At 71.9% G+C, this 13,467-nt stretch carries 11 protein-coding genes; 7 read left to right on the forward strand and 4 right to left on the reverse strand.

Annotated elements, in window-relative coordinates; all coding sequences use genetic code 11:
- Positions 1 to 6 precede the first annotated feature (6 nt).
- Together HUT18_RS27470 and HUT18_RS27475 are read right to left on the reverse strand one after the other, a co-directional pair.
- The gene (locus HUT18_RS27470; RefSeq protein WP_254878835.1) at positions 7 to 834 is read right to left on the reverse strand and encodes an NAD(P)-dependent oxidoreductase; all 828 of its coding nucleotides are present in this window, start codon (positions 832 to 834) and stop codon (positions 7 to 9) included.
- A gap of 145 nt (positions 835 to 979) precedes the next feature.
- Positions 980 to 1,414: a MarR family winged helix-turn-helix transcriptional regulator gene (locus HUT18_RS27475; protein WP_254878836.1), complete on the reverse strand. Its 435-nt coding sequence runs from the start codon at positions 1,412 to 1,414 to the stop codon at positions 980 to 982.
- Positions 1,415 to 1,569: 155 nt separating this feature from the next.
- Between HUT18_RS27475 and HUT18_RS27480 the strand changes: the two genes are divergently transcribed.
- Positions 1,570 to 3,066: an MFS transporter gene (locus tag HUT18_RS27480; protein ID WP_254878837.1), complete on the forward strand. Its 1,497-nt coding sequence runs from the start codon at positions 1,570 to 1,572 to the stop codon at positions 3,064 to 3,066.
- A gap of 34 nt (positions 3,067 to 3,100) precedes the next feature.
- On the opposite strand, the gene HUT18_RS27485 is transcribed toward HUT18_RS27480, so the two are convergent.
- A complete protein-coding gene (locus HUT18_RS27485; protein ID WP_176103213.1) occupies positions 3,101 to 5,278 on the reverse strand; it encodes a SpoIIE family protein phosphatase in 2,178 nt (725 codons plus the stop codon).
- A 126-nt stretch (positions 5,279 to 5,404) separates the two neighbouring features.
- Between HUT18_RS27485 and miaB the strand changes: the two genes are divergently transcribed.
- Both miaB and HUT18_RS27495 read left to right on the forward strand, forming a co-directional pair.
- A complete protein-coding gene (gene miaB / locus HUT18_RS27490; protein ID WP_176103214.1) occupies positions 5,405 to 6,922 on the forward strand; it encodes a tRNA (N6-isopentenyl adenosine(37)-C2)-methylthiotransferase MiaB in 1,518 nt (505 codons plus the stop codon).
- A gap of 43 nt (positions 6,923 to 6,965) precedes the next feature.
- Complete coding sequence (locus HUT18_RS27495) at positions 6,966 to 7,676, forward strand: class III extradiol dioxygenase subunit B-like domain-containing protein (RefSeq protein ID WP_176103215.1); 711 nt, start codon at positions 6,966 to 6,968, stop codon at positions 7,674 to 7,676.
- A gap of 243 nt (positions 7,677 to 7,919) precedes the next feature.
- Here the strand turns inward: HUT18_RS27495 and HUT18_RS27500 are convergent, their stop codons facing one another.
- Positions 7,920 to 8,165, reverse strand: a complete 246-nt coding sequence (locus HUT18_RS27500; protein WP_176103216.1) for an antitoxin — start codon at positions 8,163 to 8,165, stop codon at positions 7,920 to 7,922.
- Between the two features lie 249 nt (positions 8,166 to 8,414).
- Here HUT18_RS27500 and miaA point away from each other — a divergent pair, with 249 nt between their 5' ends.
- The 4 genes from miaA to HUT18_RS27520 all read left to right on the forward strand — a co-directional run bounded on the left by miaA (position 8,415) and on the right by HUT18_RS27520 (position 13,214).
- Positions 8,415 to 9,353 carry a tRNA (adenosine(37)-N6)-dimethylallyltransferase MiaA gene (gene miaA / locus HUT18_RS27505; RefSeq protein ID WP_176103217.1) on the forward strand — a complete coding sequence of 313 codons (939 nt, stop codon included), beginning with the start codon at positions 8,415 to 8,417 and terminating at the stop codon, positions 9,351 to 9,353.
- A 107-nt stretch (positions 9,354 to 9,460) separates the two neighbouring features.
- Positions 9,461 to 9,916, forward strand: a complete 456-nt coding sequence (locus HUT18_RS27510) for a hypothetical protein (RefSeq protein WP_176104838.1) — start codon at positions 9,461 to 9,463, stop codon at positions 9,914 to 9,916.
- A gap of 52 nt (positions 9,917 to 9,968) precedes the next feature.
- On the forward strand, positions 9,969 to 10,895 hold the full coding sequence (gene dapF, locus HUT18_RS27515; protein WP_176103218.1) for a diaminopimelate epimerase: 927 nt from the start codon (positions 9,969 to 9,971) through the stop codon (positions 10,893 to 10,895).
- Positions 10,896 to 11,090: 195 nt separating this feature from the next.
- Positions 11,091 to 13,214, forward strand: a complete 2,124-nt coding sequence (locus tag HUT18_RS27520) for a bifunctional (p)ppGpp synthetase/guanosine-3',5'-bis(diphosphate) 3'-pyrophosphohydrolase (protein WP_176103219.1) — start codon at positions 11,091 to 11,093, stop codon at positions 13,212 to 13,214.
- The last annotated feature ends 253 nt before the right edge of the window (positions 13,215 to 13,467 follow it).

Genomic DNA, 13,467 nt, shown 5'->3' on the forward strand with positions numbered 1-13,467 from the left:
CCGGATTCAGTCCCCGGACCGCGGCTTCCGCAGCCGCTCCACCTGCTCCGCCGTCATGGGCCGCCCCAGCTCCGTACCGGTGAACAGACGCCCGCCGAGGTAGGGCGACTCGGTGCGGTCGGCGGGGAGTTCGGCCGCGTAGCGTTCCGAGTCGTCGACCGGGCGATAGCCAAGGGCGGTGCCCTCGGCGAGGGAGCACCAGCCACGGGTGTTGGCCGAGACACCCCAGACGGTCCGAAGGCCCGGCGACCGTGCGGTCAGACACGCGGTGAACAGCCGCCCCGCGTCGTCCGGGGACAGCCAGAGCCCCAGCGCGTGCCGGTCCTTGGGCCGCGGGGAGCACGAGCCGATGCGTACGCAGATCACGTCGAGCCCGAACCGGGAGTGGTACAGGCTCCCCAGGGACTCGACAGCGGCCTTGCTGAACCCGTAGTACGTGTCCGGCTGTGGCGCCGAGTCCGCCGCCAGACCGGTGCCGATGTGCCGGAACCCGGCGGCGTGCACGCTGGAAGCCAGCACCACCCGGGGCACCGAGGCCGCCCGCGCCGCCTCGAGAACCGTACGGGTGCCGTCGACGTTGACCGCGAGGATCTCCTCCCAGGGGCGCTCCGAGGGATGCCCGGCCAGATGGATCACCGCATCCGTCCCCGCACAGGCCGCCGCCATCACCTCGGGGTCGGTCACCGATCCGGTCACCGTCTCGCCCGACTCCGCGAGCGCGTCGTCCGCCGCCCAGGACAGATCGAGCAGCCTGAGGCGCCGCCCCTTGCGCAGCCGCGGAACGAGGACGCGGCCCACGCGGCCCGCCGCCCCGGTGATGAGCACGTTTTCCACGGGACCTCGCTTCGGGACGCGGGGGGAGGGAAGGCACTGGCGAATGCGTGCGGACCACCGTAGTGCCTGCTGCCCCGGCCGGAACCCTCCGTGCTGCGGCATGCGGTCAACTCCGGCGGAGGACAGGGGAGTTGACGCCGGTTCGCTAGCCTTCGGCGCGTTGCGGGAACGCCCGCCCGAGCAGCTCGTACAGCGCGTCCCGGTCCGCGGCTTCCAGCGAGGCCAGGCCCTGCTGGGTGTGGAGCATGCTGTCGCGGACGGTGGTGATGGCGCGCCTGCCCTCGTCGGTGAGCAGGACGTGCTTGACCCGACGGTCCGTGGGGCTCGGCTCGCGGTTCACCAGGCCCCGGCGCTCCAGGCGGTCCACCACCCCTGTGACGTTCGACGCGTCGCAGGACAGGGCGGTCGCCAGCTCACGCATGGTCGCGGTGCCGCGGCTGAGGACGCCCAGGGTGTTGGCCTGGGTCGAGGTGAGTCCCTCCTTGACCGCCGCCGCGGTGAAGTCGCGGTAGTACGCGACGAGTGAGTCCGACAGCCGCTGCATCAGAGCGGAGTCGGCGACGGGGGCAGGCGTGGGCATGCCGTCCAGCATACGGCCCCTGTGCGGGAAAAGCTTGACTCAGGAAACTATTGAGTTCTACCGTCTTTCACATCTGAAGTAATTGAGTACCTCAAGTATCTGAACCTCAAGTCTCCGCTCCCAGCGACACCCGAGAGAAGAAGACCCGAAGACCTGTGAACCCCACTCATCGCTCCGCTCGCGCCGGAACCGGCCTGGTCCTGGCACTGGGACTCGCCGCCATGGTCGTCTCGATGATGCAGACCCTCGTGGTCCCGATCCTCGGCATCATCCAGAACGATCTCGACACCACCACCGCCAACGTCAGCTGGGTCACCACCGCGACCCTGCTCTCCGCGGCCGTCTTCACCCCGCTGCTCGGCAGGTTCGGGGACATGCACGGCAAGAAGCCGACCCTGATCGGTGTCCTGCTCGTGATGGTCGCCGGGTCCGTGCTCGCCGCGACGACCAGCTCCCTGGCCCTGCTCCTGCTGGCCCGGGTGCTCCAGGGCGCGGCCACCGCGATCTTCCCGCTCGCCCTGTCCGTACTGCGCGACGAACTGGAGCCGAAGCGTCTGCCCGGCGCGATGGCCCTGGTGAGCGGCACGCTCGCGGTCGGCGCCGGGCTCGCCCTAGTCGGCGCGGGTCTGCTGACCCAGGGCTCGGACCCGGACTACCACCGGGTGTTCTGGCTCGCCGCCGTCCTCGCGCTGCTCGCCCTGCTGGCCGTAGTGACCGTCGTACCGACGTCGGCGCACCGGCCCGGCGGCCGTACCGACTGGGCCGGCGCCGGATCGCTGGCCCTGCTGCTCGTCCTGGTGCTGCTGCCGCTGTCCCAGGGCAACGAGTGGGGCTGGACCGACGTCCGTACGCTCGGGTCCTTCGCCGGTGCCGCGGTGATGGCCGTCGTCTGGGTGCTCGTGGAGCGCCGGGTCAAGGCGCCGATGGTGGACATGCCGATGTTCGCCCACCGGCCGGTATGGCTGACCAACCTGTCCGGACTGCTCCTCGGCTTCGGCATGTTCACCCAGTTCATCGGCGTCTCGTACCTGGTGCAGATGCCCGACGAGCTCACCGGCTACGGCTTCGGCGCCTCCGTGCTGCGCGCCTCGGTCGTCTACCTGCTGCCGACCACCGTGGTCTCCCTGATCGCCTCGCAGTTCGGCGGAATCCTCGTCCACCGCCTCGGCGCCCGGCTCACCCTCGCCCTCGGCGGAGCGATCGGTGTCGTGGGCTTCGCGTGGCTCACCTTCGCGCACGGCTCGACCGCCTCGGTGATCCTCGCCGGAATGGTCGTCGGTGTGGCCATCAGCCTCGGCTACTCCGCGCAGCCCGCCCTGATCGTCGCCAGCGTGCCCGCCCACCAGACCGGCATCGCCAACGGCATCAACTCCATCTCCCGCTCGGTCGGCAGCGCCGTGGCGAGCGCGGTGATCACCACCCTCCTCGCCGCCAAGACCCTGGACAACCTCCCTCCGGGAGTCCCGGACCTCCCGGCCGAGAGCCAGTTCACCACCGGCTTCGCCCTCGCGGGCGGCGCCTTCCTCCTGGTCGTCGTGGTGGCACTGGTCGGCCTGCGGCCCCACCACGCGGCCGCGGCCGACTTCTCCGCGGCCACCCCCGCCGCGCGCGAGAACGACGCGGCCACCCCGGTGGGCAGCGCGAAGTCCTGAACCAGCCGCACGACCGAGGGAATCGAGGGAAAGGTCATCCGGGCAAAGGGCTCAACCCCTGTGCGGGGAGGGGCTGTTCGGCCCAGATGACCTTTCCCTCGCGGTGGTGGCGGGCACCCCAGCGCGCGGCGAGCTGGGCGACGAGGAGGAGGCCGCGGCCGCCCTCGTCGAAGGTGCGGGCGCGGCGCAGGTGGGGTGCGGTGCTGCTGGCGTCCGAGACCTCGCAGGTGAGGGTGGACTGGAGGATCAGGCGGAGCTGGATGGGGGGTTTGCCGTAGCGGATGGCGTTGGTGACCAGTTCGCTGACGATGAGCTCGGTGGCGAAGGAGAGTTCGTCCAGGCCCCATTGGGCGAGCCGGTCGGTGGTGAGGGTGCGGGCTCCGGCGACCGCCGCCGGGTCGGCCGGGAGGTCGAGGGTGGCGACGTGCTCGGGGGCCAGCGACTTGGTACGGGCCACCAGGAGGGCGACGTCGTCCGTGGGGCGGTGCGGCAGGAGCGCGGCCAGTACGCGGTCGCAGATCCGCTCCGGTGAGTGGGGTGCGTGGGCGAGGACGTCGCGCAGGGTGGCACGGGCGACGTCGACGTCGTGGCTGCGGCTCTGAACGAGGCCGTCCGTGTAGAGGGCCAGGAGGCTGTCCTCCGGGAGCTCGAACTGGGCGGTCTCGAAAGGCAGTCCGCCAAGGCCGAGGGGCGGGCCGATGGGCATCTCGGGGTAGTACACCGACCTGACGGCGGGTGCCTCGTTCCCCTTGCTCGGGACCGGTTCGACTTCCCGCGCGTGCAGGGGTGTTCCGATGGCGGGCAGGACGTGGCCCGCACTGGCCAGTGCGCAGGTGCGGGAGATGGGGTCGTAGATCGCGTAGAGGCAGGTGGCGCTGAGTTCGCTGTCGTCGCGCTGTTCCTCGCGCTGGAGGCGGATGACGACATCGTCGAGGTGGGTGAGCAGTTCGTCGGGCATCAGGTCGATGTCGGCGAACGCGCGGACGGCGGTCCGCAGGCGCCCCATGGTCGCCGAGGCATGCAGGCCCCGGCCCACGACATCGCCCACGACCAGGGCGACCCGCGCTCCCGACAGAGGGATCACGTCGTACCAGTCACCCCCCACGCCCGCCCGCGCACTGCTCGGCAGATAGCGCGAGGCCATCTCCACGGCGGGCTGCTGTGCCGTGTGCAGGGGCAGCAGGCTGCGCTGGAGCGTGAGCGCGGTCAGACGCTCGTACGTGTACTGGCGGGCGTTGTCGATCGAGACCGCGGCCCTCGCCGAAATCTCCTGCGCCAGACGCAGATCGTCGTCGACGAACGGGTCGGCGGTGCGCTCGCGGACGAACTTCACCACACCCAGCGTGCTCCCACGCGCCTGAAGAGACAGCAGCAGAACCGAGCGGACCCTCGGAGCGCCGGGGGCCGATACCTCACGCAGGACAGGCTCCCCCGTACGCAGAACGCCGGCAGGATCCGAATCGGCGGGATACGTGTGCGCACCCCCGGTGGCCACCGGAGGACCCCCGTAAGGATCGCCGAACCCCTCGGGAATCTGCGCGATACGACGCAGCACCGGCTCAGCGGCGGAGGGCTCCGGCGTCTGACCGTCGTGAAGGACCGCATCGAGAAGGTCCACGGTCACGAAGTCGGCGAAGTCCTCCGTGCCCACCTCCGCCAACTCCTCAGCGGTACGCGCGATGTCGAGCGTGCTTCCGATCAGTGCGCTCGCCTTGTTCGCCAGGATCAGACGGCGTTGCACCTGGCGGTCGCGTTCGTGCTGGTAGAGGGCGACGACCTGTTCCGAGCTCCGGTCGACGTGGGCGAAGGTCGTCGCGAGCATGTGCATGGTCGCCTGGTCGATCAGCCGCCAGTCGGAGGTGAGGCGGGCGGCCTCCTCCCGCATCAGATCGAGCACCGCCATGTGGCCGAGCCTGAAGGCCCGCAGCAGAACGCTGAGCGCGATGCCGCGCCGGGCGGCCTCGCGGGCGAGTTCCAGGGCCAGGGGAGGAGTGGCGACCGTCGTCGGATCGAGGCGGTGCTCCAGCATGTCCAGGAGGACGGTCACGTGCCCGGCGGATTCCTCCAGCGTACGAGCGGCCAGGTCCTCGTACTCCGACAGTTCGGAGAGCTCGTCGCGCATCCTCTCCACGAGAGCCTCGGCCGACCGGTTCACCCGCGGCCGCAGCTCTTGAGCCAGGCGGCGCAGGAACGCGTCGACGTCCGTCTCCATACCGGAAAAGTACCGAAGGAGTGGGATCTGTGCCCCCTGGGTCGGCGACCGGTCCTCTCCGGGCCGGATCCCGGGCAACGGCAACGGGGGCACAGGCTGTCCGGCGCACCGCCTACCCTTGTGCGCATGAGCAGCATCGACCGGAGCCGGCCTGTGGACATCACGCGAACATATGAGGTGCGCACCTACGGGTGCCAGATGAACGTCCACGACTCGGAGCGGCTCTCCGGGCTGCTGGAGGACGCCGGGTACGTCAAGGCCCCCGAGGGCTCCGACGGCGACGCGGACGTCGTCGTCTTCAACACCTGCGCCGTCCGTGAGAACGCCGACAACCGGCTGTACGGCAACCTCGGGCGGCTCGCCCCGGTCAAGGCGGGCAAGCCCGGTATGCAGATCGCCGTCGGCGGCTGCCTTGCGCAGAAGGACCGGGACACCATCGTGCGGCGGGCGCCGTGGGTGGACGTGGTCTTCGGTACGCACAACATCGGGAAACTGCCGGTGCTCCTGGAGCGCGCCCGGGTGCAGGAGGAGGCCCAGGTCGAGATCGCGGAGTCGCTGGAGGCCTTCCCGTCCACGCTGCCGACCCGGCGCGAGAGCGCGTACGCGGCCTGGGTCTCGGTCTCGGTCGGCTGCAACAACACCTGCACCTTCTGTATCGTCCCCGCGCTGCGCGGCAAGGAGAAGGACCGCAGGACCGGCGACATCCTCGCCGAGGTCGAGGCGCTCGTCGCCGAGGGCGTCAGCGAGATCACCCTGCTCGGCCAGAACGTCAACGCCTACGGCTCCGACATCGGCGACCGCGAGGCGTTCGGCAAGCTGCTGCGCGCCTGCGGCCACATCGAGGGCCTGGAGCGGGTCCGCTTCACCTCCCCGCACCCGCGCGACTTCACCGACGACGTGATCGCGGCGATGGCCGAGACCCCCAACGTCATGCCGCAGCTGCACATGCCGCTCCAGTCCGGCTCGGACACCGTGCTGAAGGCGATGCGCCGCTCGTACCGGCAGGAGCGCTACCTCGGCATCATCGAGAAGGTGCGCGCCGCCATCCCGGACGCGGCGATCACCACCGACATCATCGTGGGGTTCCCCGGCGAGACCGAGGCCGACTTCGAGCAGACCCTGGACGTCGTACGCGAGGCCCGGTTCGCGCAGGCCTTCACCTTCCAGTACTCCAAGCGCCCCGGAACCCCGGCCGCCGAGATGGACGGCCAGATCCCCAAGGCCGTGGTGCAGCAGCGCTACGAGCGCCTGGTCGAGCTCCAGGAGGAGATCTCCTGGGCCGAGAACAAGAAGCAGGTCGGCCGCACCCTGGAACTGATGGTCGCCGAGGGCGGCGGCCGCAAGGACGACGCCACCCAGCGGCTCTCGGGCCGGGCACCCGACAACCGTCTGGTGCACTTCACCCGGCCCGAGGCGGAGGTCCGGCCCGGCGACGTGGTCGAGGCCGAGATCACCTACGCCGCCCCGCACCACCTCCTCGCCGAGGGCCCGGTACGCAGCGTGCGCCGCACCCGCGCCGGAGACGCCTGGGACAAGCGCAACGCGGCCGAGTCCGCCAAGCCCGCCGGAGTCATGCTCGGCCTGCCGAAGATCGGCGCACCGGAGCCGCTGGCCGCGACGACCGGTGGCTGCGGCTGCGACTGAGCTGCGAGGCCGGCGCGGGGCGTGGGGTACTAGGCTGCCGATCATGCTTGTCGCCGCCGCCGTCTGCCCCTGTCCGCCGCTGCTCGTACCCGAGGTCGCCGCCGGTGCGGCGCACGAACTCGACGCGGCGCGGGCGGCCTGCGCCGAGGCGCTGCGGCGGCTGGGTGCCGCGCGCCCCGACCGGCTCGTGGTGGTGGGACCCGCGGGTGCGGGGGCTCGCAGCGACCGGCATCCGCACGGATCCACCGGCTCCTTCCGGGAGTTCGGGGTGGACGTCGAGGTACGACTCGGTGCGGGGGAGCCCGTGCCGGGACCGTTGCCCGCCGCGCTGGCGGTGGCCGCCCGGCTCCTCGCCGAGGCCGGTTTCGAGGACGTTCCGGTCGAGGGGCTCGCGGTCGGGGAGGGCCTGCAGCCCTCTGCCTGCCGCGAGTTGGGCGCCCGGGCCAGTGCTGAGGACGCTCGCCTCGGCCTGCTCGTCATGGGGGACGGCAGTGCCTGCCGTACGGTCAAGGCACCCGGCTACTTCGACGAACGGGCCACCGCCTTCGACGCCGAGGCCGCGCGCGCACTCGGCGCCGCCGACACGGGCGCCCTCGCCGCGCTGGACGACGTACTCGCCCGCGAACTCAAGGTCTCGGGCCGGGCGCCCTGGCAGATCCTCGCCGGAGCCGCCGAACAGGCCGGGCTGCGCGGGGAGTTGCTGTTCGAGGACGCCCCCTACGGTGTCAACTACCTCGTTGCCGCCTGGACTTGAGCCGGACCGCACCGTCCTCCCGGGATCGTGTGCGGCGGGCCTGAGCCGGGCCTGAACCGCAAGCCATCCTCGGCCGCTCGCCAACTCCCGCCCCGCGCCCGCCCGTTCACCCGAAGTCGCCGAAGGGCGCGCCTCGTCCCGGAACGCTGAAGGGTGCGCCTCGTCCTCCGATAACGCGGAAGGGCGCACCGCACGCGGCTTCCCGCGCCGTGCGCCCTTCGCACCGCTCAGTTCAACATGCCTTCACCGGCTGGGTGGCGGGGTGCTGCCGCCTGACTCGTCCTTGTGCGCGAGCTTGTCGATCGCCCCCTTGGCCTTGCTGCGGCCGGACTCGATCTTCTCGCTGTACTTGCCCTTGGTCCGCTGGTCGACCGCCTTGGCGGCCTTGCCGAGGCTCTGGTCGATCTTGTCGCCGTGCTGCTGCGCCAAGTCCGAGACCTTGCCCTTCGCCGGTTGGAGCTTGGACTTGATGTTGTCCATGATGCCCATGGTTCACCTTCCCTCGACGTGGAAGTCGTCGCGGCATCCTCACCGCGGCCGGTCATCGGCCTGCGGCCCTGCTTCCCCGGACCGCGTGCGGCAAACTGCGGAAGAATGCCCTATTTGTGCTGCTCAGCCTACTCGTCCCGGTGCAAGGCCGCGCCGTGTTCGGACGGCGGCGCGGCGGCATACGTACCCGAAGATCCGCTTCGGCCGCCGGGTGCGCCACCACCCCCCGGGGTTTGCGAAACTGGGCGGGTGAGCAGCGCAGACATCGCACCCCGGGTCATCGCCGTGGTCGGCCCGACCGCCGCGGGCAAATCGGACCTCGGAGTCCATCTCGCCCGGCGACTCGGCGGCGAGGTGATCAACGCCGACTCGATGCAGTTGTACCGGGGGATGGACATCGGTACCGCCAAGCTCACCGAGGCCGAGCGCGGCGGTGTGCCGCACCATCTGCTCGACATCTGGGACGTCACCGAGGCCGCCAGCGTCGCCGAGTACCAGCGCCTGGCCCGGGCCGAGATCGACCGCCTGCTCGCCGCGGGCCGGGTGCCCGTACTCGTCGGCGGCAGCGGTCTCTACGTACGCGGGGCCATCGACAACCTCGACTTCCCGGGCACCGATCCCGAGGTGCGCGCCCGTCTGGAGGCGGAGTTGGAGGAGCACGGCTCCGGCGCGCTGCACGCCCGCCTGGCGCAGGCCGATCCGCCCGCCGCCGAGGCCATCCTGGCGAGCAACGGCCGCCGTATCGTGCGGGCTCTGGAGGTCATCGAGATCACCGGACGCCCCTTCACCGCGAACCTTCCCGGACCCGACTCCGTCTACGACACCGTGCAGATCGGCGTGGACCTCCCGCGCCCGGAACTCGACGAGCGCATCGCGCTGCGGGTGGACCGGATGTGGGAGGCGGGGCTCGTCGAGGAGGTGCGCGCGCTGGAGCGGAACGGACTGCGCGAGGGGCGTACGGCCTCGCGCGCGCTCGGCTACCAGCAGGTGCTCGCCGCCTTCGCCGGCGAGTGCACCGAAGCGGAGGCGCGCGCCGAGACCGTACGCGCCACCAAACGCTTCGCACGCCGTCAGGACTCCTGGTTCCGCCGCGATCCGCGGGTGCACTGGCTGAGCGGTGCGGCCGCCGACCGGACGGAACTCCACAGCCGTGCGCTGGCCTTGCTCGAACGACCGGTCACAGCCTGATCACGTCATGGCATCGGGACGCTCCGGCGGTCATCCGGGTCCTTGGGGCCGTGCCATCATCGAGCTTCGATCGACCAGTGAAGTCCTGAGTGGGAGGGCGCGTGGCGATGGAGGCCGGCCCTCACAAATCCGCAACGGGCGGTGAAGAGCTCAGTTCCGACGGGCCCGAAAGCGCGGCACCCTCGGTGAGCGACGACGGCCCCGCGGCGGACGAGATTCTCGCCGAGGAGGTCGAGGTCGAACTGCGGCCGCAGCGCCGCCTCGGCTTCTGGCAACTGACCCCTGTGGTCGGGCTCACCGCGGTCGGCTCACTGATGTTCGCCTTCCCGCTGGCCTTCGAGTTCGGCGACGGCGGCGCGGTCGTGGCCATGCTCGGACTGCTCCTGTGCTGCTGCGCCGCGGGCTGGGGCATGATGGCCGCCCGCCGCGTCGGCTACGCCCTGCCCGGCCTGCCCGCCCCCGGTTCGGGACGCCGTCCCGACTGGCGCGTGGTCCTCGCCTACGTACTGGCGCTCGCCGCGGTCACCGTGCTCGCCGTGTGGCGGGTGGCCCGGCTGCGCTGAGCCGCGGTCCCGGCCCGCGTCGCACCGTGCGCGCACCCCGTACGATCGAGGCATGAACAGCGCGCACGGCGATCGCTCCCACCAGGGCGGCAAGGGCACGACGGTCGCCTACCTCAAGGGGCACGGCACCGAGAACGACTTCGTGATCCTGCCGGACCCCGACAACGAGCTGGACCTGGGGCCCGCCGTGGTGGCCGCGCTCTGTGACCGGCGGGCGGGCATCGGCGGCGACGGCGTGCTGCACGTCGTGCGGTCCGCGGCGCACCCGGAGGCGGCGGCGATGGCCGACCGCGCCGAGTGGTTCATGGACTACCGCAACGGCGACGGCTCGATCGCCGAGATGTGCGGCAACGGCGTACGCGTCTTCGCGCGCTACCTCCAGCGGGCCGGACTTATCGGCGCGGGCGATCTCGCGGTCGCCACCCGGGGCGGGGTCAAGAGCGTGCACATCGCCAAGGACGGCAGCGAGCCGCTGTCCGGCGACATCACCGTCGGCATGGGCCGCGCCGTCCTGCCCGAGGGCGAGGTCACCGTCGGCGTCGGCGCGCGTGAGTGGCCCGCCCGCAACGTCGGTATGCCCAACCCGCACGCGGTGGCCTTCGTCGAGGACCTCGACCATGCCGGAGACCTTTACACGGCGCCCCGGTTCGCGCCCGCGGCGGCCTACCCGCGCGGCGTGAACGTCGAGTTCGTCGTCGACCGCGGCCCGTCCCACGTGGCCCTGCGGGTGCACGAGCGCGGCGCGGGGGAGACCCGCTCCTGCGGCACCGGCGCCTGCGCGGTCGCCGTCGCCGCGGCCCGCCGCGACGGCGTGGACCCGGCCCGCACCGGCACCCCCGCCACGTACACGGTGGACCTGCCCGGCGGGCGGCTCGTGATCACCGAACACCCGGACGGCGAGGTCGAGATGACCGGGGGCGCGGTCATCGTGGCCGAAGGCGAGATCGACTCCGCGTGGTTCGAAACCCTGAACCCCTGAAGGCGCTCCGCAACACCGTGACATCGCTCGAATGGGTGATCCTTTTCACGCTCGGCGAGAGCTGAACAGCCGCGCGTGATGGGGTCGGTAGCATCAAGCACCGGCCCGGCCGCCTCACCGATCACCCCGTTCCCTCGAACGGATCGCCTGGGCTTGCCGCACCGTGCCGGTCGAAGCAGCCGGAGGTGCCTGCCCATGAGTACGGAGGCGACGAACCCCGCCACGCCGCCCGCTCCCGAGGCCGGGCCGCAGCGCAGACGCCGGCCCCGTATCGAACTGCGCAGACTGGGCAGGGCCGCACTCCTCGGCAACACCGGACGCCACCGGCTGCCGGACGCCATCGGGCACGTGGCCGACGCGCACCGCGCCCACCACCCCGAAGCGGACCTCGAAATCCTGCACCGGGCCTATCTGCTCGCCGAGTCCTCGCACCGCGGGCAGATGCGCAAGAGCGGCGAGCCGTACATCACGCATCCGCTCGCGGTGACCCTGATCCTCGCCGAACTCGGCGCGGAGACAACGACGTTGACCGCCTCCCTGCTGCACGACACGGTCGAGGACACCGAGGTGACGCTCGATCAGGTCGGTGCCGAGTTCGGCAGCGAGGTGCGCTTCCTGGTCGACGGCGTCACCAAGCTGGAGAAGGTCGACTACGGCGCCGCCGCCGAGCCCGAGACCTTCCGCAAGATGCTGGTGGCCACCGGCAACGACGTCCGCGTCATGTCGATCAAACTCGCCGACCGGCTGCACAACATGCGCACCCTCGGCGTGATGCGCCCCGAGAAGCAGCAGCGCATCGCCAAGGTCACCCGGGACGTCCTCATCCCGCTCGCCGAACGCCTCGGTGTCCAGGCCCTGAAGACCGAACTGGAGGACCTGGTCTTCGCGATCCTGCACCCAGCCGAGTACGAGGCGACCCGGACCCTGGTGGCCTCCGGCACCGAACGCGGGCGCGACTCGCTGGCCGAGATGGCCGACCGGACCCGCGGTGTGCTGCGCGAGGCCGGGCTGAGCGCCGAAGTCCTCGTCAGGCCACGGCACTTCGTCTCCGTGCACCGCGTCCGCCTCAAACGCGGCGAGCTGCGCGGCGCCGACTTCGGACGGCTGCTGATCCTGGTCGCCGAGGACGCCGACTGCTACGGGGTCCTCGGCGAACTGCACACCTGCTTCACGCCGGTGGTCTCGGAGTTCAAGGACTTCATCGCGGTGCCCAAGTTCAACCTGTACCAGTCGCTGCACACCGCGGTCGCCCGCGAGGACGGCGAGGTCGCCGAAGTCCTCATCCGTACCCACCAGATGCACAAGGTCGCCGAGGCCGGTGTGGTCGCGCTCGGCAATCCCTACACGCCCGTCCCCGAGGGCACCGGTGAGCAGCCCGAGCAGCAGGTGCGCGGTCTGACCGAGCGCGCCGACCCGACCCGGCCCGGCTGGCTCTCCCGGCTCCTGGACTGGCAGCGGGCCGCACCCGACCCGGACACCTTCTGGTCCACGCTGCGCGACGACCTCGCCCAGGACCGCGAGATCACCGTGTTCCGGCCCGACGGCTCCCCGCTCGGCCTGCCCGAGGGCGCGAGCTGCGTGGACGCCGCCTACGCGGCCTACGGGGAGGACGCGCACGCGTGCATGGGGGCGCGCGTCAACGGGCGGCTCGCCACGCTCGGCACCCGGCTCGTCGACGGGGACATCGTGCAGCTCCTGATGGGGCAGGACCCCGCCTCCGGCCCGCCCCGCTCCTGGCTGGAGCACGCCCGTACGCCCGCCGCGCGGATCGCCATCGGACGCTGGCTCGCCGCACACCCGGGGCCCGCCCCGGCCGCCGACAACACCCGGGCGCGCACGCCCGCGCACGCCCATGCGCTGCGCCCCGCACCGGCGGGCGCGGTGGCGGACCGCCCGGGCGCCGGCGTGCGCCTGGCCGGATGCTGCACCCCGGTGCCGCCCGACACCGTCACCGGCTTCGCGGTACGCGGCAACCATGTCGCCGTGCACCGCGCCGAGTGTCCCGGCGCGACCCGGATGAAGGCCGAGGGCAGGCCGGAGGTACGGGTGCGCTGGGCCGGGACCTCGCAGTGCCGGGTCACCCTGCACGCGGAGTCCTTCGGGCGGGCGCGGCTGCTCGCCGACCTCACCGAGGCCATCGCCCTCGCCGGTGCCGCGATCGTCTCGGCCACCGTCGAGCCGCCCACCGAGCAGCGCGTACGGCACACGTACACCCTGCAACTGCCCGAGGCCTCACAGTTGCCGCGGCTGATGCGGGCCATGCGGGAGGTTCCGGGCGTGTACGACGTGACGCGGGCGCAGGCCGCGCAGCACTCCTGAGCGCGTGACCTGCGGGAAGGCAGGCGGCCTGCCGCGCGGGGCGCGAGGCGGTGCCCGCACCGGCCCGGCGGCGGCCGACCGGCCCGCGAAACTCCGGTGACGCGGGGTACGCGAGCGTGCGAACATCGTGGGGCGAACGCGGCGGGGACCGGCTGTCCGGCCTGTGGCGGGCCGGGGAATCTCCCGGGCGCCCCGTACGTTGTTCCCCACAGCGGGTGAAGTCCGTCCCGCTTCCCGGACCCTCGACGTAAGG

Origin of the sequence: Streptomyces sp. NA04227, from assembly GCF_013364195.1 — a bacterium.
Classification (GTDB): domain Bacteria; phylum Actinomycetota; class Actinomycetes; order Streptomycetales; family Streptomycetaceae; genus Streptomyces.